Annotated in this window: 17 protein-coding genes and 1 tRNA gene; 8 read left to right on the top strand and 10 right to left on the bottom strand. The window is 60.2% G+C overall.

Going from position 1 to position 20,061, the window contains the following annotated elements:
* Positions 1-154: 154 nt before the first annotated feature.
* Positions 155-1,267, bottom strand: a complete 1,113-nt coding sequence (locus tag HGP12_RS06010) for a DUF475 domain-containing protein (protein WP_168838151.1) — start codon at positions 1,265-1,267, stop codon at positions 155-157.
* Between the two features lie 419 nt (positions 1,268-1,686).
* Here HGP12_RS06010 and HGP12_RS06005 point away from each other — a divergent pair, with 419 nt between their 5' ends.
* Positions 1,687-1,938 (top strand): hypothetical protein, encoded by a 252-nt coding sequence (locus tag HGP12_RS06005; protein WP_168838152.1) that lies wholly within the window; start codon positions 1,687-1,689, stop codon positions 1,936-1,938.
* Positions 1,939-1,985: 47 nt separating this feature from the next.
* Here the strand turns inward: HGP12_RS06005 and HGP12_RS06000 are convergent, their stop codons facing one another.
* A complete protein-coding gene (locus tag HGP12_RS06000; RefSeq protein WP_168838153.1) occupies positions 1,986-2,456 on the bottom strand; it encodes a hypothetical protein in 471 nt (156 codons plus the stop codon).
* A 172-nt stretch (positions 2,457-2,628) separates the two neighbouring features.
* Positions 2,629-2,871, bottom strand: coding sequence for a hypothetical protein (locus HGP12_RS05995; protein ID WP_168838154.1), 243 nt, complete (start codon positions 2,869-2,871; stop codon positions 2,629-2,631).
* 212 nt (positions 2,872-3,083) lie between these two features.
* Between HGP12_RS05995 and HGP12_RS05990 the strand changes: the two genes are divergently transcribed.
* The gene (locus HGP12_RS05990; RefSeq protein WP_168838155.1) at positions 3,084-3,392 is read left to right on the top strand and encodes a hypothetical protein; all 309 of its coding nucleotides are present in this window, start codon (positions 3,084-3,086) and stop codon (positions 3,390-3,392) included.
* Between the two features lie 139 nt (positions 3,393-3,531).
* Here the strand turns inward: HGP12_RS05990 and HGP12_RS05985 are convergent.
* Together HGP12_RS05985 and cpdR1 are read right to left on the bottom strand one after the other, a co-directional pair.
* A tRNA-Val gene (locus HGP12_RS05985) sits at positions 3,532-3,606 on the bottom strand.
* A gap of 84 nt (positions 3,607-3,690) precedes the next feature.
* Complete coding sequence (gene cpdR1 / locus HGP12_RS05980) at positions 3,691-4,053, bottom strand: response regulator CpdR1 (RefSeq protein WP_004117561.1); 363 nt, start codon at positions 4,051-4,053, stop codon at positions 3,691-3,693.
* 273 nt (positions 4,054-4,326) lie between these two features.
* On the opposite strand from cpdR1, the gene HGP12_RS05975 reads away from it, so the two are divergent.
* Together HGP12_RS05975 and hisN are read left to right on the top strand one after the other, a co-directional pair.
* Positions 4,327-5,226, top strand: a complete 900-nt coding sequence (locus HGP12_RS05975; protein ID WP_246703256.1) for an N-formylglutamate amidohydrolase — start codon at positions 4,327-4,329, stop codon at positions 5,224-5,226.
* A gap of 597 nt (positions 5,227-5,823) precedes the next feature.
* A complete protein-coding gene (gene hisN, locus HGP12_RS05970) occupies positions 5,824-6,597 on the top strand; it encodes a histidinol-phosphatase (protein ID WP_168838156.1) in 774 nt (257 codons plus the stop codon).
* A gap of 196 nt (positions 6,598-6,793) precedes the next feature.
* On the opposite strand, the gene HGP12_RS05965 is transcribed toward hisN, so the two are convergent.
* The 3 genes from HGP12_RS05965 to HGP12_RS05955 all read right to left on the bottom strand — a co-directional run bounded on the left by HGP12_RS05965 (position 6,794) and on the right by HGP12_RS05955 (position 9,631).
* Positions 6,794-7,768 (bottom strand): alpha/beta fold hydrolase, encoded by a 975-nt coding sequence (locus HGP12_RS05965; RefSeq protein ID WP_168838157.1) that lies wholly within the window; start codon positions 7,766-7,768, stop codon positions 6,794-6,796.
* 201 nt (positions 7,769-7,969) lie between these two features.
* On the bottom strand, positions 7,970-9,037 hold the full coding sequence (locus HGP12_RS05960) for a cyclic nucleotide-gated ion channel (RefSeq protein ID WP_168878686.1): 1,068 nt from the start codon (positions 9,035-9,037) through the stop codon (positions 7,970-7,972).
* A gap of 114 nt (positions 9,038-9,151) precedes the next feature.
* Positions 9,152-9,631, bottom strand: a complete 480-nt coding sequence (locus HGP12_RS05955; RefSeq protein ID WP_168838159.1) for an Lrp/AsnC family transcriptional regulator — start codon at positions 9,629-9,631, stop codon at positions 9,152-9,154.
* Between the two features lie 136 nt (positions 9,632-9,767).
* On the opposite strand from HGP12_RS05955, the gene HGP12_RS05950 reads away from it, so the two are divergent.
* Positions 9,768-10,184, top strand: coding sequence for a DUF2000 domain-containing protein (locus HGP12_RS05950; RefSeq protein WP_168838584.1), 417 nt, complete (start codon positions 9,768-9,770; stop codon positions 10,182-10,184).
* Positions 10,185-10,598: 414 nt separating this feature from the next.
* Positions 10,599-11,063 (top strand): Hsp20 family protein, encoded by a 465-nt coding sequence (locus tag HGP12_RS05945; protein ID WP_168838160.1) that lies wholly within the window; start codon positions 10,599-10,601, stop codon positions 11,061-11,063.
* A 116-nt stretch (positions 11,064-11,179) separates the two neighbouring features.
* Here the strand turns inward: HGP12_RS05945 and HGP12_RS05940 are convergent, their stop codons facing one another.
* Positions 11,180-12,199 (bottom strand): bile acid:sodium symporter family protein, encoded by a 1,020-nt coding sequence (locus tag HGP12_RS05940; protein WP_168838161.1) that lies wholly within the window; start codon positions 12,197-12,199, stop codon positions 11,180-11,182.
* A gap of 110 nt (positions 12,200-12,309) precedes the next feature.
* Between HGP12_RS05940 and HGP12_RS05935 the strand changes: the two genes are divergently transcribed.
* On the top strand, positions 12,310-13,167 hold the full coding sequence (locus tag HGP12_RS05935) for a LysR substrate-binding domain-containing protein (RefSeq protein ID WP_168838162.1): 858 nt from the start codon (positions 12,310-12,312) through the stop codon (positions 13,165-13,167).
* Between the two features lie 403 nt (positions 13,168-13,570).
* On the opposite strand, the gene HGP12_RS05930 is transcribed toward HGP12_RS05935, so the two are convergent.
* The gene (locus HGP12_RS05930; protein WP_168838163.1) at positions 13,571-14,617 is read right to left on the bottom strand and encodes a low specificity L-threonine aldolase; all 1,047 of its coding nucleotides are present in this window, start codon (positions 14,615-14,617) and stop codon (positions 13,571-13,573) included.
* 566 nt (positions 14,618-15,183) lie between these two features.
* Between HGP12_RS05930 and gltB the strand changes: the two genes are divergently transcribed.
* Positions 15,184-19,923, top strand: coding sequence for a glutamate synthase large subunit (gene gltB, locus HGP12_RS05925; protein WP_168838164.1), 4,740 nt, complete (start codon positions 15,184-15,186; stop codon positions 19,921-19,923).
* The last annotated feature ends 138 nt before the right edge of the window (positions 19,924-20,061 follow it).

Raw genomic sequence — 20,061 nt, 5'->3', positions numbered from 1 at the left:
AGCGTAAACATTCGGCGATCTCGGCTCGGAAACTCTACGGAAAATCCGTTCAAGGCGCTGTCCTGAGTGAAAAGGTGGAGGCCGTCGTGAAACGGTCTCCGCCATCGATGCATCACGACTCGCCCGCAGGCGGCGGCCTTCAGTGCGTTACTGTCTATGCTTCCGCCCTATCGTGCTGTTCTTCGTGCTGTTTGTCGGGCACTGGCACATGGTGAAGGCCGGTGCGCCTGTTGTAGCGGATGGACGACCAGAGCGAGATGCCGATCAGGGCCGCGCCGCCGAGGCCGGTGACGACTTCCGGAATGTGTATCAGCGTCTGCACATACATGATCACGGAGAGGATCAGGATGGCGTAGAAGGCGCCGTGCTCGAGGTAGCGGTAATGGGCGAGCGTGCCCTTTTCCACCAGCATGATCGTCATGGAGCGGACATACATGGCGCCGATGCCGAGGCCGATGGCGATGATGAACAGGTTCTGCGTCAAGGCGAATGCGCCGATGACGCCGTCGAAGGAGAAGCTGGCATCGAGGATTTCGAGATAGAGAAATGCGCCGAAACCGCCCCTTGCGGCAGCGCTCATCGTCTTTTGTGAAGCGTCCAGGAAACCGGCCAGGACTTCCACCAGGAGAAAGGTCAGGAGACCATAGATGGAGGCATGCAGGAAGGTCGTCGAATCGTCGCTGTCCAGCAAGGAACTGAAGATGAGGACGAGAATCAGCACGAAGGCGATTTCAACACCCTTGACAGTGGCGAAATGCGCCATGCGCTTCTCTATGAAGCCGATCCAGTGCACATCCTTTTCGTGATTGAAGAAATAGGTCAGGCCGACCATCATCAGGAATGTGCCGCCGAAGGCGGCGATCGGCAGATGCGCATTCTGCATGATCTGCGCATATTGCTCAGGCCTGGTGGCGGCGAGCTTTAGCGCCTCCCACGGATCGATCCATGCGGCGATCGCGACGATTGCCAGCGGAAAGACGATGCGCATGCCGAAGACGGCGATGATGATGCCCCATGTCAGGAAGCGATGCTGCCAGACCGGCGTCATCTCCTTCAGCTTGTTGGCATTGACGATGGCATTGTCGAAGGAGAGCGAAATTTCCAATACGGCGAGGACCGCGCAGATGAAGAAAGCCGTGGCGAGGCCGCCCATCGTGCCGGTGGTGTTCCAGCCCAGGAAGGCGCCGAGAGCAAGGCCGCCGACGGTGACGACGAAGGCCCAGCCGAAATAGCCGAGCACGGATTTGGAGGTGGCGGGCGGCGTCATGGGCGCACCTTGCCACAAATGGAGTGACGATTTCCGGATGGGGCGAGCAGCCGTATGCCGAAGACGGCATGCGGGCGAGGCATGGTCGAGCTGTTCATGAAAAGAAGTCCGCCGGCTCATCTGCAGGCGGTACCGACATCGCGAGAGCGCCGTGAAAACTCTCGCCAGAGGGGCCCGGCACCAAAGTTCAATCCGTCGCCGATGTCAGGAAGGCGCGGAGATAGTCAATATCTAGTGAAGTCGCGACACAGGTCAAGAGTTGAATTAGGACATGCCCACGTTGCTCCCAATAATTGCGAATTTGGGAACCAAACGGAAAAGGCTGCGTTTGGCCCTCAGGCATGTTTGCGCCGCCCGCCAAGCGGATCCCTCAGGCGGATCTGTTACCTTCAAAACAGCCATCGATAGGAGAAGCTCCCATGAGCCCCGATCCCATTCACCGCAACGGACAATCGCAGAAGCCTGAATTGACGGAGCGGCAGAAGAAGGCGCGGCCGAACGCGCTTCGCCAGGCCCAGGTCCTGCCGCCACATCAGGTAGACCTGACGCTGCATCCCGTGACCCATGAGGATGTGCACGTGCCCGCCCATGTCAACGGCGCGGACCTCTCGCGCGAAGCGCCGGCCGACGCCAACCATGGTCACAAACGGAAGAGCGGCCCGCAGCATTAGCCGGGCCGCGCCCGCTGCGGCAAAATGCTTATTTATTTGTGCCGGGTTTATTTGTGCTGGGGCGCCTTGCCGTCGGAGGTGAAGTTGCCGTTGAAGCTCATCTCCGTCGATTTTGCCGAGCATTGGATGGCAACCGGCTTGCCCGCATAAGGATTGGCAAAGGTGCAGGTGCCCTTTGCTTCGACCTGGCCGGATATTTTGCTGCCGGCCCCCGTCGAGATGACATCGATCGGCAGCTGCGCGGTTCCCTTCTCGTTGCCGGGCTTGATGCTCTTGCCGTTGCCCTGGAAGCCCAGCATCTTGCCGCCTGACGTGAAGATGAAGGTCACCGAGCCGTCGGGACCCGTCACGCTGGCGACCTCAGCCTTGCACCCCTTGGAGGCATCGAGCTTGCCGACCATGAGTTTGGAACATTTTCCACTGACGACGGTGACGCCTTGCGACGGAAAATTTTCCACGGCGCCGGCCGACGTGGCGGCCAAGACGGTCAATCCAAAAGCAATGCCTGCGAATCGCATAAGAAGGGCTCCTTTCAAGCCCACGCAGGTTCGCCGATCAAAATGTGGCAGTCAACCCAAGGCGCGGCGCAAGCCCCAGGCGACCGGCGTCGATCCCATTGCTCATCGCGCTTTAGGCTGGTGAGCAGAGCACCTCGCTATCGCAAAACGACCGCTTAGGGTTGTGAGGATCTCAGTGTGGGGCTGCTTCCTGAACGAGCGAGCCGATCAGCTGCAGCAAGGCATTCTGGCGGTTGCCGCCGCCAGCCAGGAATTCGTAGAGGGTCATGGTTTTCTCGCTGCCGCCGTCGACGACGTAATCCGCCTGGCGAATGACGTAGACCTCGCCGCTGTCGGTGTCGCGGGCGAGATGGAACATGTATTCGTCGCCATTGGCCTTGTGGTTCTTGTAGAACTGCCGCTTCATCACCGTCATCTCATCCTCCCGTATGATCGATGCGCTGATATGACAGTAGGATGACGGCGCGGCCGGAAGTCAAGCGGCTTCTCGCGGGAACTTGTGTCGCAGGCTGGGTGCAATTCGCAATCGTCACGAACATCAGCATGTGATTGGCTATCTTCCAAAAGACTACTATTCTCGACCTGCGCTCGAATTTTCGAGACGTAGCAAGTTGGAGATCGAAGCACATGAGAATGATGTTAGCGCTGGGAGCGATTTTGAGCCTGGCATGCGTCTCCGCAGGTGAGGCGCCTTCAAACTATCAGACCTATCACGGCATTCGCGCCGACAGCGATCCGGTGGTGCTGGCAAAATACGACAGGGCTCTCAATCGCTGCGAACCCGAGGCCTATTCGTGGTACCGCGGCTCGCCGGATCCGAACAGCACGCTTTATTGGCTGGCACTGAGAGCCTGCCTCTACCGTCAGGGCTTTATCGATCGCGGCGCCTACGCATACCCGACGACGGCGGTCTTCCGGCATTTTCTGGATCGCTGACCGTCCTCCGTTCGCCTTGGCTCCCGGCGAACTCTTTGGCCGATCCGCTCCAAGGCAAACTTGAAATTCAGCAGATCGTCGCAAAACTAAAAAGGCCTTTCGATTTCTCGAAAGGCCTTTGCTTTTCAGCGAATTAGGATGGTGGGCGTGACAGGGATTGAACCTGTGACCCCTACGATGTCAACGTAGTGCTCTCCCGCTGAGCTACACGCCCATCCGATGGCGGCGCATAGATCACAAAACCTCAGTGGCCGTCAATAGGCTTTTTTTCGGTTTTGTGACGTAGCCGCCGAAAGCCTTACGCGGCAAGGAGTTTGTTGACTTCGTCGACGAGTTCGCGGAGGTGGAAAGGCTTGGAAAGGACCTTGGCATCCTTCGGCGCCTTCGAATCGGGGTTCAGCGCGACGGCGGCAAAGCCGGTGATGAACATCACTTTCAGGTCCGGATCGAGTTCGGTGGCGCGGCGCGCCAGCTCGATGCCGTCCATCTCGGGCATGACGATGTCAGTCAAAAGCAGCGAGAACGGCTCTTCGCGCAGCCGATCGTAAGCACTGGCTCCATTGTCAAAGGACAAGACCTTGTAGCCGGCTTTTTCGAGTGCCTTCACGAGAAAGCGACGCATGTCGTTGTCGTCTTCGGCAAGAAGTATCTTCTGGGTCATCATCTCTATCGCTAATCAACTTTGTCTTGTTGGACTTGTCCAGCTTTTAGGTTAGCGCCACGCCGTAAACAAGCCGTGAATAGTCGGCCAAAACGCGCCAATCCTGCTTTTGTTCAAAGCATAGCTTCGTTCTGCGAAAACGTCTCGCGTTTCCGCTGGCCGAGCATCCGGAAATTTCGAATACGGCACTTTGGATTAAGGCCATTTCGCTCAAGTTACTATGGACTTGCAGTCATGCAACTGGCAACATGACTACCGCGACAAGTTGTTGACATGGTAAAGACGTTGATGTCCGCGGAAATGCGTAGTTTCGAGATTTTCGAGGTATTGGAGCCCGCCTCCCAGACGATACCGTTTGTCTACAGCTCGCCTCATAGCGGTCGCATCTATCCCCCCGATTTCATCGCCCAGTCCCGCCTGCAGGGCATCGCCATCCGCCGCTCGGAAGATCATTACGTCGACGAGCTTTTTTCGGCGGCGAGCTCCCTCGGCGCGCCGCTGCTGCTTGCCAATTTTCCGCGCGCCTATATCGATGTCAATCGCGAGCCCTATGAGCTCGATCCGCGCATGTTCGATGGCGCCTTGCCGCCTTACGCGAACATCAATTCCCTGCGGGTTGCCGGCGGGCTCGGTACGATCCCCCGGATCGTCGCCGAAAACATGGAAATCTATGCGCGGCGCGTGCCGGTCGAGGATGCGCTGAAGCGCATCGACACGATCTATAAGCCCTATCATGCGACGCTTCGGCGGCTGATTGCGCGCACCCATGTCAAATTCGGCTTCGGCGTGCTGGTCGATTGCCATTCCATGCCGGGCAATATCCGGATCGCCGGCAGCAACATGCGCCCGGATTTCATCCTCGGCGACCGTTACGGCACGAGTGCTTCGGCGGAGCTTTCGCGCGCCGCCATGCAGATCCTCGAGGAGCTCGGCTTCAACGCCGTGCGCAACAAGCCCTATGCCGGCGGCTTCATCACCGAACATTACGGCCGTCCCTCGCGCGGGCTGCATGCCCTGCAGATCGAAGTCAATCGTTCGCTCTATGTCGACGAGACGACACTGGAAAAGCGCGCGGATTTCAACGAGGTTGCCACCGCCATTACGCTTTTCATGAAGCGCATGGCCGAGCATGTGGAATCCTACACGGGCGATCCGGCGCTGGCAGCGGAATAAAGCAAAGCCCCTTCGCCCCGCAAAGGCGGGGAGAAGGTGGGGCGGAGACATTGAGCAGGGCGAAATGTCGACGCCTCGGATGAGGGGCTGTCTCGGAAACTTTCAGAGCGAACAGAATCTGTCCAAGCGTTTGGCTATGGTGATGGTCAGGCGTGTTTGTTGTTGCCGCGCACTTGCGCCTAGCCCCTCACCCTAGAGCGGTTCAGCTTTTCACGGAATCGCAGGACCGCTCTAGCTCTTTGTTTTCTCGCAATTCCGGACAGAAAACCGCTGCGCACTTTTCCTGGAATTGCTCTAGCCCTCTCGCCGCAAGCGGGGCGAGGGGGATCACTCCACCAAAAAAGAACCGCGCTCGTGGCGCGGCTAAGTCTAGGGAGGAAACACCCAAGGAGGGTATTTACAGTCAGAAGACTGTAGCTGGATATTGATATCGCACTGCACAAATGTCAAGCACTTTATTGCGCTGCAAAATATTTAGGCAGATTCGAAAATCCTGCCTGATCGGCAGGCATCCTGCGCGCCGCGTCATCATGCGGTTTGCTTCAGGGCCTATATGGGATATGACATCGCCCATCCTGTCACTTACGCGGATTGACCATGCTTCCCGATCGCTCGTTTTTCTATCGTCTGGCCGAGGCGGCCAAGGCTGAAACTCTGCCGCGCTTCCGCGCCGGCGTCGATGTGGTCAACAAGGAAGCCAGCGGCTTCGATCCGGTGACGGAAGGAGACCGCGCCGCCGAAGAGGCGATTCGCGCCTTGATCGAGGCCGAGTTTCCCGATCACGGCATTCTGGGCGAGGAGCACGGCAGCGTCGGGCTCGACCGTGAGCATGTCTGGGTGATCGATCCGATCGACGGCACGCGCGCCTTCATCTCGGGTGTTCCGGTCTGGGGAACGCTGATCGGCCTGCAGAAGAACGGCCGCGCCATCATGGGCATGATCGACCAGCCCTTTACGGGCGAGCGCTATTTTGCCGACGGCAACGGTTCCACCTATTCGGGGCCGGATGGTGAAAAGCGGCTGCGGGTCCGCGATTGCGGCGCTCTTTCGAATGCAATCCTCTTCACCACGTCGCCGCATCTCTTTGCCGGCGAGGAACTTGCAAGATATCGCGAGATCGAAAGCCAGGTCCGGCTCTTCCGTTATGGCACGGATTGCTATGCCTATGCGCTGCTGGCCGCAGGCCATATCGATCTCGTCATCGAGAATTCGCTGAAACCCTATGATGTCGGTGGCATCATTCCCGTCGTCGAGCAGGCCGGCGGCATCATGACGACTTGGGATGGCGGCCGGCCGGAGATGGGCGGAACGATCATCGCCGCAGGCAGCCGCGCCGTTTATGAACAGGCTTTGGCTGTCCTGTCGCGCTAGCGCATGATGCCGAAAAGTGTGATCGGTTTTCGGACGACATCATGCTCTACTTCTTTGATCCTAGAGCGGATTCAGATTTTAGGTCGAACAGACCTTAAATCATCCGGCTCTAGCGCATGTCGCGCAAAAGTGTGCAGTGGTTTTGCGATAACGACATGCGCAAATTCAAGGATCTAAAACGCCAAATCACTTGGCGTCAGGCTTCCGCTTCTATCTCGTAGGCGTTGGTTTCGGCATCGCTGCCGGGAATGAAGGCATGGATCGCGGCGAGAGCCTGATTTCGGTAGATATCGCGCTCTTGCAGGATCTCATGCTTGGCGCCGTGAATGGGCACGAGCTGGGCGGCGCGGAAATAGCGCGACAGCCGCTCCTGATCGGCATAGGGCACCACGCCGTCCCGCGTCGGCGCGAGCAGGACAGTGGGGATGGGAATTGAAAACAGGTGTTCAGGCCTGTTGACCCGTTCGATTGCCCGCAAGGCTTGCGACAGCCAGCGCGCCGTCGGTGGCCCCAGGCAAACCTGCGGATAAGTGGTGCCAATGCCGATGTTGCGCCGGTAGCGCTGTTCGTCCGTGGTCAATGGGTTTTCGGCGAAAGGTCTTTCCTTGAATTTCTTGCTGAATTGCATTCGGCTAAGGCCGATGCCGCTGAGGGTGCCGGAAAGAAAGCGGATGAAGGCCGGCGATACGCCGTGACCGGTCAGACCGATGAAGGGGGCGGACAGCACCATGCGGTCGATGCGCGTTGCTAGCCCCGGTGCTGCCGAGAGCGCGATCAGCGCGCCCGTCGAATGGGCGAGAAGGAAGAAGGGCAGGCGCGTATCCGGCAGGACGATCTTGTCGAGGAAGGCCGTGAGATCGCGTTCATAGTCGGAAAAGTGTCGGATATGGCCGCGCAGGGGATCCTTCAGCAGCCGTTCCGATCCGCCCTGGCCGCGAAGATCGAAGGTCGCAACCCAGAGGCCCTTGGCCGTGAGATCGCGGATCGTCTCGAAATATTTCTCGATGAATTCGTTGCGGCCCTGCAGCAGAACCACGGTCCCTTTGGCGACCGGCTGCTCGCAGCGGAACACGGCATAGCGCAGCTTGCGCCCGTCAAAGCTCTCGAAAAAACCCTCGGTGCGGTTCTCGGGCACCGGATTGTCTGCTGTGGAATAGAGGATCGAATCCATGGCGATGTCGCGCCTCGCTGACAAATGGCTCATCTCAAGGGGATAGCGCAGCTTGGGGGAATTGCAACAGGTTTGTGGCTTTTCTCCGAATGACGCGCGCGGGGTGACGCGAAAGCCGCGTTTCGCCTGCCGAGTGCTATTCGACCTCGAGGGTGAGGCCCTTGAAAGGCTTGATCTCCTTCAACACGAAGATCGTGCGCATCAGGTCTTCGGAGTTGCACCACGCCGTTCGAGCGCGGTCTTGCGGATGATATCGGCGATCTCCGGGCTGCTGCTCGACAGCATCTGAAAATCCGACGAATAGAGCGACAGCAGCGAGACTTCCGTTGTTGCGCTGACGGTCGCCGAGCGGGGTTCGCCGCTGATCAGCGCCATCTCGCCGAAGAAGCTGCCGGAGCCGAGCTCCACAGGGTTCGGCGTGGCGACGCTGACGCGGCCCTCGACGATGAAGTACATCTGGTCACCGGCCTCGCCCTTGCGGCAGATGATGCCGCCGGCCGGCACGACACGCGGTCTCAGCGCTCTAACGATCTCGATGAGCGCGGCCGAACCAAGCTTCTGGAACAGCGGCACCGCGGCAACCAGCTGCCAATTGCGCACAAAATCCTGGCGACGAACTTCTTCGTAGAAGCCGGTGGCGAGGATGCCGGCCCAGAGCGCAAAGATGCCGATTCCGCTCATCATGACTAGCCCGGCAAGGACGCGGCCGGCGAAACTTTGCGGAATCTCGTCGCCGTAGCCCGTGGTCGACAGCGTCACGACCGCCCACCACATCGCTAGCGGAATGCTGCCGAACTTGTCAGGCTGGACGTCGCGCTCGATGATATAGGCTACGAGCGCCGCGCCGAACAGGACGATGCCGAAGATCGAGGTGACGCCGATCAGGTTGCGCGCTTCCTTGGTGAGGACCCTGCCCAGCAGCCGGAAGAAGGTCGAGCCGCGCAGCGGCTTTAAGAGCCATATAGCACAATAGAGGCTTTGGTCGCGGCCGCTAACGAGAAAGAAGGCGGCCAGAGGGACTAAAACAGCCAGTACGTCGACGGCGATTTCCGGTGCGCTGCCGCGAACGTCTTTCGTCCGCTGCGCCCTCAGTGTCTCGATCAGTTGTAGACCGTAGGCAGCCCAGATGCCGGCGAACAGAACGTGCAGGATGAGCCTGGTCTGTCCAGTTATATCAGGCGTCGTGAGCGCCGCCACGGTCAACAGACCGATTGCAGCGAGCACCGCGTTCAGCGATGCGGAAATCTTCGAAAAAGGAAGCGCCGACATTCAATACCCCGGGGTGGGCTGCCACTTACCTAGAATAGTATCGCCTAGAATAGGATGGCTTCGATCCAAACGTAAAGGGCTCGCAGGGTATGCCCAGCAGCCAAGCGCTATGTGTTATCGCTGCCCGACCTCAAGCGGAAGGCCCTTGAAAGGTTTGATTTCCTTGAGCACGAAGGTCGTCTGCATTTCCTTGATGCGCGGCAACCGGCGAACCACCGCCATGGCGAAATCCGCATAGCTGTCGAGATCGGTCGCGACTACTTGCAACAGGAAATCCGCGTCGCCGGCGATGCTGTAACAGGCCACGACTTCGCTCAGCTTCAGGACATCGCGCGAGAATTCCTCGGCCTCCGCCTCGCTGTGGCTGTCGATCTTCACCCTGATGAAGGCGAGAACGCCGAGGCCGATCCGGCGTCTGTCCAGGGTTGCCGCATAACCCTGGATCACGCCTGTTTCCTCCAGCTGGCGCACGCGCCGCCAGCATGGCGACGTCGAGAGCCCGACTTCGGAGGAAAGCGCTTGATTCGTCAGGCGCCCATCCCTCTGGAGCGCTCCGAGGATCCGCAGATCGATGGGTTCGAGGGGTTCCGGCATACTTGACCTCGGTGCTGCATAATTTAGGTAAGGTCTACCATAATTGCCGTGCAGCCGACAATGATAGGCAAGATTATCCACCATATCGGAGATATCCTGCAAGGAAATGTCATCATCAACAGCACACCAGGTCTTCATGCTTCCCGATATTCGTCTTGCCATCGTCGTCAATCCGAACCTGCCGCTCGGGCTGATCGCCAACACCGCCGGCGCCATCTCGATCGGGTTGGGCGCAAAGTTTCCCGCGCTCGCGGCCAGGCAATTGACCGACAGGGAGGCGCGTACCATCGACATCAGCTCGAACATGCCCGTTCCGATACTGCAGGCGGATGCGGAAACCATACGATCTCTGTTGTTGAAGACCTTGCCGGTGGAAAACGACCGCGCGATCGTTCCGTTTCCTGCCTTTGCCCGCTCGCTGCACGATTACAGGGAATATGAGGCGACGTTTCCCGATCGCGACCTCGCCGGCGAGACGATCGACGGCCTAGGGCTGGCGGGGCCTTCGAAATGGGTGAAGTCGCTGACCGGCTCGCTGAAATTGCTGCGGTAGCTGTGTGCTTTGACGCAATTCCGGACGGAAATCAGCCTCACACTTTTTCTGGAATTGCTTGGGTGCCTGAAAGAAAAAAGGCCGGCTTGCGGAGATAGAGAGATCCGCTTCGCCGGCCGAGCAAGGACTGAAGAAGAAGGGACGATACACTTCAGTCATCGGACGATGGTCTTCCGATAATTTGAAGATAGGTCCGCCTGCCTGAATGGGTTCCGAACCATGCGTTCATCTGCGGTTCACGCAGGGTTTTCCTAGGAATTTCCCGAACCGCGCAGGGGTCTTGAACTCCGCAAAAGCGATCCCCATCTCTTTTCTGCGGGTGCCAAACGGGCTCGCAGAACCGTCCCGAGGCCGCCCTGAGTGGGGCCGTGGGGCAAAACTTGAAATCGCAATTGTCGCTCACAGGAGGACTCCATGCGTCACGTAGACTTCTCTCCCCTTTATCGTTCCACCGTCGGTTTCGACCGTCTGTTCACCATGCTCGACAGCCTTGCCCAGCCGGATCAGGCACAGACCTATCCGCCCTACAACATCGAGCGCACCGGTGAAAACACCTATCGCATCACCATGGCCGTTGCCGGTTTCGATGAAAAGGAACTGAGCATCGAGGCTCACGCCCACGTCCTTCAGGTTAAGGGCGAGAAGAGCGAAGAGCCGGCTGAAGCCAGCGAATATCTCTATCGGGGTATCGCCAAGCGTGCCTTCGAGCGCCGTTTCCAGCTTGCCGATCATGTCGAGGTTCAAGCTGCTTCCCTGAAGAATGGTTTGCTGCACATCGATCTGCTGCGCAACATTCCGGAAGCCATGAAGCCCCGCCGTATCTCCATCGCGGCCGAGACGGTGGACACCGCCAAGGCCATCGAGGCACATGTAAACTAAGAAAATAGCGATCGATGGCGGCTCCTGATCGCCATTGATCCTGATCCTCCCAAGATCAAAACAAGAGCGGCGTCCGGATGGGCGCCGCGTTTGTTTTGGCGGATCGGCCGGATCTCTCAGGCGGCGTTGGTTGCTTCGCCCGGCGGCTTTGCCGCCGCTTTTGCCGCTTCACGGCGTTTGGCCGCATCGGCATATTTCTGGGCAAGCACGGCGCAAGTCATCAGCTGAATCTGATGGAACAGCATGAGGGGCAGCACGATGGCGCCGATGCCCTGGCCGGCGAAAATGACGTTGGCCATCGGCACGCCGCTTGCCAGCGACTTCTTCGAGCCGCAGAAGGTAATGGTGATCTCGTCAGCCTTTTCAAAACCGAGGGCGCGGCTGCCGAACATGGTGATGCAGATTACCATCGCCAGCAGCACCATATTGGCGACGATCACGGTCGCGATATCGATCACCGAGAAGGTGTGCCAGAGACCCTCGACCACGGCCTCGCTGAAGGCCGAGTAGACGACCATCAGGATCGAGCCGCGATCGACCGGCATCAGGATCTTCTTCTTCGAGCGGATCCAGTCGCCGATCCATGGCTGCAGCACCTGGCCGGCGATGAAGGGGGCGAGCAGCTGCAGCATGATCTGCCACAGGACATCCCAGGAAAAACCACCCTGGCCGCCGACCGAAAACAGGATGCCGACGAGCAGCGGCGTCAGGAACATGCCGAAGATGTTCGAGGCCGAAGCGGCGCAGATCGCCGCCGGCACGTTGCCGCCGGCGATCGACGTGAAGGCGATGGAGGATTGCACCGTCGAGGGCAGCACGCTCAGGAACAGCATGCCGGTATAGAGCGATACGGGCAGGATGCTGTTCGGGACGATGTGACCCATGGCAAGCACCAGCAGCGGGAAGATGCCGAAGGTCGTCAACAGGATCACGAGATGCAGCCGCCAGTGCAGCAGGCCGGCAATGACGACATCGCGCGACAAGCGCGCGCCGTGCAGGAAAAACAGCAGGCCGATGGCGAAGTTGGTGGCGATGCCGAAATAGTGAGCGCTTGCGCCCTGCACCGGAAAGAAAGATGCCGTCAGAACGGTGAGCACCAACAGCATGGTGAAGGTGTCTGGAAGAAAGCGGCGCATCTGCCTACCCCAAAATCGCAGTTACAAGTCTTAATGATAACCCTTGCAGATAGACCTATCCTGATCCACGATGCAAGGAATAACAGTTATCGTGACATAGGATAAGCGCGATGCTAGATCTCACCCAGTTGCGCAGTTTCGTGGCTGTCGAGCAGATGGGCAGCTTCACGCTGGCGGCGGAGCGGCTCGGTCTCGGGCAATCGACGGTCAGCCAGCATATACAGCGGCTGGAAACGGAGATCGGACGCAAATTGCTGGCGCGGGACACCCATCGCGTCGTTTTGACCGATGACGGTGAGGCGTTGCTCGGACATGCACGTCAGATGCTGTCGATTGAAGGAGAGGTGCGGCAGCTTTTTGCCGGCAACAGCCTGCGCGGCAATCTACGGCTTGGCGTTTCCGAGGATTTCGTCACCAGCCAGCTCCCGGACGTGCTGGAGGAGTTCGTGCGTTCGCATCCGTCCGTCGATCTCGAACTGACGGTCGCACTCAGCGGCACGCTCTATGAAATGCAGGACAATGGCGATCTCGATCTGGTGCTTGCCAAGCGCCGGCTCGGCGATGCGAGGGGCAAGCTCGTCTATCGCGAACCGCTGGTCTGGCTGGCGCGCGATCCCGAGCGCATTCGCAGGCTTGCGGCACCCTTGCCATTGATTGCCTTTCCCGCGCCCAGCGTCACCCGCGCGGTGGCGCTGGAGGCACTACGCCGGCAGCAGGTGCCATGGCGAATCGTCTGTACCTGCGGCAGCCTCAGCGGGCTGACGGCTGCTGCCCGGGCGGGCATGGGCGTTCTCGTCCAGCCGCAGAGCATGGCACCCGCCGGCCTGAGCGAAATTGCGCCGGGCTGGCTGCCGGCGCTGGAGGATGTCGAATTCGTGCTGGTGCCACGCAAGGGCGCCAATCAACTCCTCATCAACGCGTTGTCTGAAGACATACTGACAAAGGTCCGAGGCCCGAGATCGAACTGAGAACGATACCGCCCGCGGCCTCGCGATAAAAGCAATGCGGATCATGCTGATAGCGCGGGGAGTTTTCCGGGATTTCCTTTGCCGGCTGCCGTTTTTCTTTCATGCGCCGCGCCTTGCGACGCCCAAGATTCAGCTCAAAGTCAGCTTCCGCTGCTATCTTAGGTGGCGATGGGTGAACTAGGGGAGGATATCCGTCTCGTTGATATATGGTGCCATCTTCATTTCCGGACTTGTAGCCTGCGTCGTGGCAATGACGATGATCGTTCATCATAAGCCCGCGTCCGATCGCGATGATTTATCGAACTTTGCAATGTTCGCCCATCGGAATCAAAACTAACCCTCGTTGTCGCCATTTTGAGCGCCGTCCGGCTCTAACCCGGCTCCGGCGCTCTTTTTATGTGGGTCAGGCCAGGCAGGCGAGGAAGTTCCCAACATCGGCCTCGGTCGTGGCGAAGCTCGTCACGAGGCGGATCAGGGTTTCATCATTGTTGACGAGATCCGGCTGCGATTCCGGGATCGGCCATTCGTAGAACTTCGCCCCCTTGTCCTCGGCTGCCCTGGCGGAGGATTTCGGTATGACCGCGAAAACCTCGTTCGAAACGGTCGGCCAGGCGAGGCGGGCGCCCCGTGCCCTTTCGATGCCGGCGCGCAGACGATCGGCCATGCCGTTGGAATGGCGGGCCAGATCGAGCCAGAGACCATCCTGGAAATAACCGTCGAACTGGGCGGCGATGAAACGCGACTTGGAGAACAGCTGGGCGGCGCGCTTGCGGATGAAGTGCATCTCCTTTGCCTTCTCGGGATCGAAGACGACGATCGCCTCGGCGCACCAGCAGCCATTCTTGGTGCCGCCGAAGGAGAGGATGTCGACGCCGCGCTTCCAGGTCATCTCAGCCGGGCTGGCGCCGAGCGCGACCAGGGCATTGGCAAAACGCGCGCCATCCATGTGCAGCGGCAAGCGGTCCGCCTTGGCGACGGCGGCGATGGCATCGATCTCGTCGAGCGAATAGACCGTGCCGATCTCCGTTGCCTGAGTGATCGTCACGGCGGCGGCGCGGCCATGATGGACGGCATCCTGCGGGAAGCGGGCAATTTTCGCGGCAAGGGCCTTTGGGTCGATCTTGCCGACATTACCCTTGACTGTTGCCAGGCGCGCGCTGCTGAAAAAGTCCGGCGAACCGCATTCGTCCTCGGCAACATGCGCCTCGCTGTGGCAGAAGGTGATGCCACCGGGCTTCTGGACGCTGGCAAGCGACAATGAATTGGCGGCGGAGCCGGTCGCGACGAAGAAGACGGCGACTTCGCGCTCGAAGATTTCGGCGAACCTGGCCTCGACGTGCTGATCCAGGTCGCTCAGGCCGTATGCGGTCGCAAAGCCTCCCGACTCGGCGAGCAGGCGTTGCGCGATCTTGGAATGGGCGCCGGCCCAGTTATCGGAAGCAAAGAACATGGAAATGCACCAGTTGAAGGATTGAATTGCGGGAAGGTTAAATAGGCTCGGCGGGACCTTACGCCAATGCAAAAACCTATCAAGAGTATGAATTTGAAGAATGCATCACAGAAATTGATCTACGCAATCAACAAATAAAATGATGCGCTGCAGCGAAACTTTATTGCTTGATTTATGCGGCATTGGCAATCTTCCGTCTTTCATTGAGGAAATTTTGCCATTTTGCTCTTGCGAAGGCGTTCGCTTTCTGGCATAGAGCTGATGAATTAGGACAGGGTTGCTGTCCTATTTTGGCCGCCGAGGCCGAAGATGCGCTAGAGGGTCCTGACGATGTCGGGATTTCGAGCTATAGTTATCCGGAGCATGCCCTTTCAAGCCTTTCAGGCGGCGGGCAATGCGGCGGTGGAATAGCAAGGCGCGGAACGCTGACGACGGGCTCCACTCGCGGGGTCACGGGTCGCGGCCGGATCTTCATAATGCAACAGCGCTGTCGCGCGTCGGCCCCGGAAACGGACCGCGCGGGACGAAGGAGCGCCCGCGACGCGGGCCTTACCGGAGGGAAGACGATGACGAACAGGACGACGTCCACGAGTTTTGACCAGACCGCTGCAGTGAACGCTGCCGCTACGGCCAAAACGTCGAAACGCGCCGATCGTTTGCCGTCGGTCGGCATCCCGCCGAAGCAGGGCCTCTATGATCCGCGCAACGAGCATGACGCCTGTGGCGTCGGCTTCGTCGCGCACATGAAGGGCCAGAAGTCGCACCAGATCGTGCGCGACGGCTTGTTCATTCTGGAAAATCTGACGCATCGCGGTGCCGTCGGCGCCGATCCGCTGATGGGTGACGGCGCGGGCATTCTCGTGCAGATTCCCGACCGCTTCTTCCGCGAGGAGATGGCCAAGCAGGGCGTCGTCCTGCCGAAGGCGGGCGAATATGGCGTCGGTCATTTCTTCCTGCCACGCGAAGAGGCGCTGATCGAGCACTTCAAGACCGCCATCACGCAGGTCGTTGCCGAAGAAGGCCAGGTGCTGCTCGGCTTCCGCGACGTGCCGGTCGATAATTCCTCGCTGTCGAAGGCGCCTGACATTGCCGCCACGGAGCCGCATCACGTGCAGGTCTTCATCGGCGCCGGCCGCGATGCCGGCACGAACGAGGAGTTCGAGCGCCGCCTCTTTACCCTGCGCAAGGTGATCTCCAACCGCATCTATGCGGAATATGAGGGCGAGGAGAGCAGCTTCTACCCCGTATCGCTGTCGAGCTCGACCATCGTCTACAAGGGCATGTTCCTGGCCTATCAGGTCGGCGCCTATTACAAGGACCTGTCCGACCCGCGTTTCGAGACGGCTGTCGCTCTGGTGCACCAGCGTTTCTCGACCAATACCTTCCCGTCGTGGAAGCTCGCGCATCCCTACCGTATGGTCGCGCACAACGGCGAAATCAACACCCTGCGCGGCAACGTCAACTGGATGGCTGCCCGCCAGGCATCGGTCTCTTCGCCGCTGTTCGGCGACGATATCTCCAAGCTCTGGCCGATTTCCTATGAGGGACAGTCGGACACGGCATGTTTCGACAACGCGCTCGAATTCCTCGTGCGCGGCGGCTATTCCATGGCGCATGCCATGATGATGCTCATCCCCGAGGCATGGGCCGGCAACCAGCTGATGGCTGCCGAACGCAAGGCATTCTACGAATATCACGCCGCCCTGATGGAGCCGTGGGATGGCCCGGCCGCCGTCGCCTTCACCGATGGCAAGCAGATCGGCGCGACGCTCGACCGTAACGGCCTGCGTCCGGCCCGCTACCTCGTCACCAACGACGACCGCATCATCATGGCCTCCGAGGCGGGTGTTCTGCCGGTCGAAGAAGAGAAGATCATCCAGAAGTGGCGCCTGCAGCCGGGCAAGATGCTGCTGATCGACATGGAGAAGGGCTGCATCGTCTCCGACGACGAGGTGAAGTCCGAACTCGCGACCAAGCATCCCTATCGCAGCTGGCTGAGCCGTACGCAGCTGATCCTCGAAGACCTGAAGCCGGTGGAGCCGCGGGCGCTGCGTCGCGACGTGTCGCTGCTCGACCGCCAGCAGGCCTTCGGCTACACGACGGAGGACACCAAGCTGCTGATGTCGCCGATGGCGACGACGGGGCAGGAGGCCGTCGGCTCCATGGGTACGGATACGCCGATCTCGGCCATGTCCGACAAGCCGAAGCTGCTTTACACCTATTTCAAGCAGAACTTCGCGCAGGTGACGAACCCGCCGATCGACCCGATCCGCGAGGAGCTTGTCATGAGCCTCGTCTCCTTCATCGGCCCGCGCCCGAACCTGCTCGATCATACCGGCATGGCCAACGCCAAGCGCCTGGAAGTCCGCCAGCCGATCCTGACCAACGGCGATCTCGAAAAGATCCGCTCGATCGGTCACACCGAGGATCGCTTCGACACCAAGACGCTCGACTTCACCTATGATGTCGAACGTGGCGCCGAAGGCATGCCCGAGATGCTCGATCGTCTCTGCGAGCGGGCGGAAGCGGCCGTTCGCGGCGGCTACAACATCATCGTGCTTTCCGACCGCCAGATCGGCCCGGACCGTATCGCGATCCCGGCGCTGCTGGCGACCGCGGCCGTCCACCATCACCTGATCCGCAAGGGTCTGCGCACCTCCGTCGGCATCGTCGTCGAGACCGGCGAGCCGCGCGAAGTGCATCATTTCTGCCTGCTGGCCGGCTATGGTGCGGAAGCGATCAACCCCTACCTCGCCTTCGACACGCTGCTCGACATGCATCAGCGCGGCGAATTCCCGAAGGAAGTGGACGCGACCGAGGTCGTTTACCGCTACATCAAGGCTGTCGGCAAAGGCATCCTCAAGGTCATGTCGAAGATGGGCATCTCGACCTATCAGTCCTATTGCGGCGCGCAGATCTTCGATGCGATCGGCCTGCAGCAGGAGCTGGTCGACCAGTACTTCTTCGGCACGGCGACCATGATCGAGGGCATCGGCCTCGAAACGATCGCCGAGGAAACCGTCTCCCGCCATAAGGCTGCTTTCGGGCGCGATCCGCTGCTGGCAAGCACGCTCGACATCGGCGGCGAATATGCCTACCGCATGCGCGGCGAAAGCCACGCCTGGACGCCGGATGCCGTGGCTGCCCTGCAGCATGCTGTGCGCGGCAATGCCGAGGACCGCTACCGCGAATTCTCCGAAATGGTCAATGAGTCGACGCTCCGGATGAACACCATCCGCGGCCTCTTCAAGATCAAGGGCGCGGAAGCGCTCGGCCGCAAGCCGATCTCGATCGACGAGGTCGAACCGGCCGCCGATATCGTCAAGCGCTTCTCGACGGGCGCCATGTCCTTCGGCTCCATCAGCCGCGAGGCGCATACGACGCTGGCCATCGCCATGAACCGCATCGGCGGCAAGTCGAACACCGGTGAAGGCGGCGAAGAGTCCGACCGCTACATGCCGCTCTTCGACGGCTCGCCGAACCCGGAACGTTCCGCCATCAAGCAGATCGCCTCCGGCCGCTTCGGCGTGACGACCGAATATCTGGTCAATGCCGATGTGCTGCAGATCAAGGTGGCACAGGGTGCCAAGCCCGGCGAGGGCGGCCAGCTGCCCGGCCACAAGGTCGATGCCACGGTTGCCAAGACCCGGCATTCGACGCCGGGCGTCGGCCTGATCTCGCCGCCGCCGCACCATGACATCTACTCCATCGAAGATCTGGCGCAGCTCATCTTCGACCTGAAGAACGTCAACCCGACCTCGGATGTGTCGGTCAAGCTCGTCTCGGAAGTCGGCGTTGGCACGGTTGCCGCCGGCGTCGCCAAGGCGCGCGCCGATCACATCACCGTCTCGGGCTATGATGGCGGCACCGGCGCTTCGCCGCTGACCTCGCTGAAGCATGCGGGCTCGCCTTGGGAAATCGGCCTTGCCGAGACCCAGCAGACGCTTGTCCTGAACGGGCTGCGTTCGCGTATTGCCCTGCAGGTGGATGGCGGTCTGAAGACCGGCCGCGACGTCATCGTCGGCGCGCTGCTTGGCGCCGACGAATTTGGCTTCGCCACCGCGCCGCTGATCGCGGCTGGCTGCATCATGATGCGCAAGTGCCACCTCAACACCTGTCCGGTTGGCGTCGCCACCCAGGATCCGGTCCTGCGCAAGCGCTTCAAGGGCGCGCCGGAGCATGTCATCAACTACTTCTTCTTCGTCGCCGAGGAAGTGCGCGAGATCCTCGCCTCGCTCGGCGTTGCCAAGCTGGACGACATCATCGGCGCTTCCGAGCTTCTGGAAAAAGACGATATGCTCGCTCACTGGAAAGCCAGGGGCCTCGACTTCAGCCGCATCTTCCACAAGGTCGATGCTCCGAAGGAGGAGACCTATTGGACGACGGTGCAGAAGCATCCGATCGACGATATTCTCGACCGCAAGATGATCGAAAAGGCCGAGCCGGCGCTCGCCTCCAAGACGCCGGTTGCCTTCGAGGTCGACATCAGGAACGTCGACCGATCCGCCGGTGCCATGCTGTCGGGCGCGGTCGCCAAGCGCTACGGCCATCGCGGCCTGAAGGACGACACGATCAACGTCACGCTTAGAGGCACCGCCGGTCAGTCCTTCGGCGCGTTTCTGGCGCGCGGCGTGACCTTCAACCTCATCGGCGATGGCAACGACTATGTCGGCAAGAGCCTTTCGGGGGGCCGCATCATCATCCGTCCGCCGGAGAATTCGAAGATCGTTGCCGAGAACTCGATCATTGTCGGCAACACCGTGCTCTATGGCGCAACCGAGGGCGAGTGCTACTTCCGCGGTGTCGCGGGTGAGCGGTTCGCGGTCAGAAACTCCGGCGCGATCACCGTCGTCGAAGGCGTCGGCGACCATGGCTGCGAATACATGACCGGCGGCGTCGTCGTCGTGCTCGGCGAAACCGGGCGCAACTTCGCGGCCGGCATGTCGGGCGGCGTAGCCTATGTGCTCGACGAGAAGGGCGATTTCGCCCGCCGCTGCAACATGGCCATGGTCGAACTGGAACCGGTTCCCGAAGAGGACGAGCTCCTGGAGAAGCTGCATCATCACGGCGGCGACATCATGCACAAGGGACGCGTCGACGTCTCCGATGACATGACGCGGCATGACGAAGAGCGTCTCTTCCAGCTGATTTCGAACCACGTCCACTATACGGGCTCGACGCGGGGCAAGAATATCCTCGATCACTGGGCCGACTACCGCCCGAAATTCCGCAAGGTCATGCCGGTCGAATACCGTCGCGCCCTTGAGGAAATGGAGCGCAGCCGGATGAGCGTGGCGGCGGAGTAATCCGCCCCGGCTCAAAGCCAGTCGAGGGTTTCGCCTCGCATTGCTGTCGCCGCCATGGCGATCGCGACTGTCGAACGGCGGAATCGGATTTGAATTAAAGTGCCGGACAGGGAAACTTGGATGACCCTCGGGCACGGG

Source organism: Rhizobium sp. P28RR-XV (assembly GCF_012641385.1).
Taxonomy (GTDB): Bacteria; Pseudomonadota; Alphaproteobacteria; order Rhizobiales; family Rhizobiaceae; genus Rhizobium.
The sequence above is the reverse complement of the archived record's forward strand: the minus strand, read 5'-3'. Positions and strand labels throughout refer to the sequence as shown.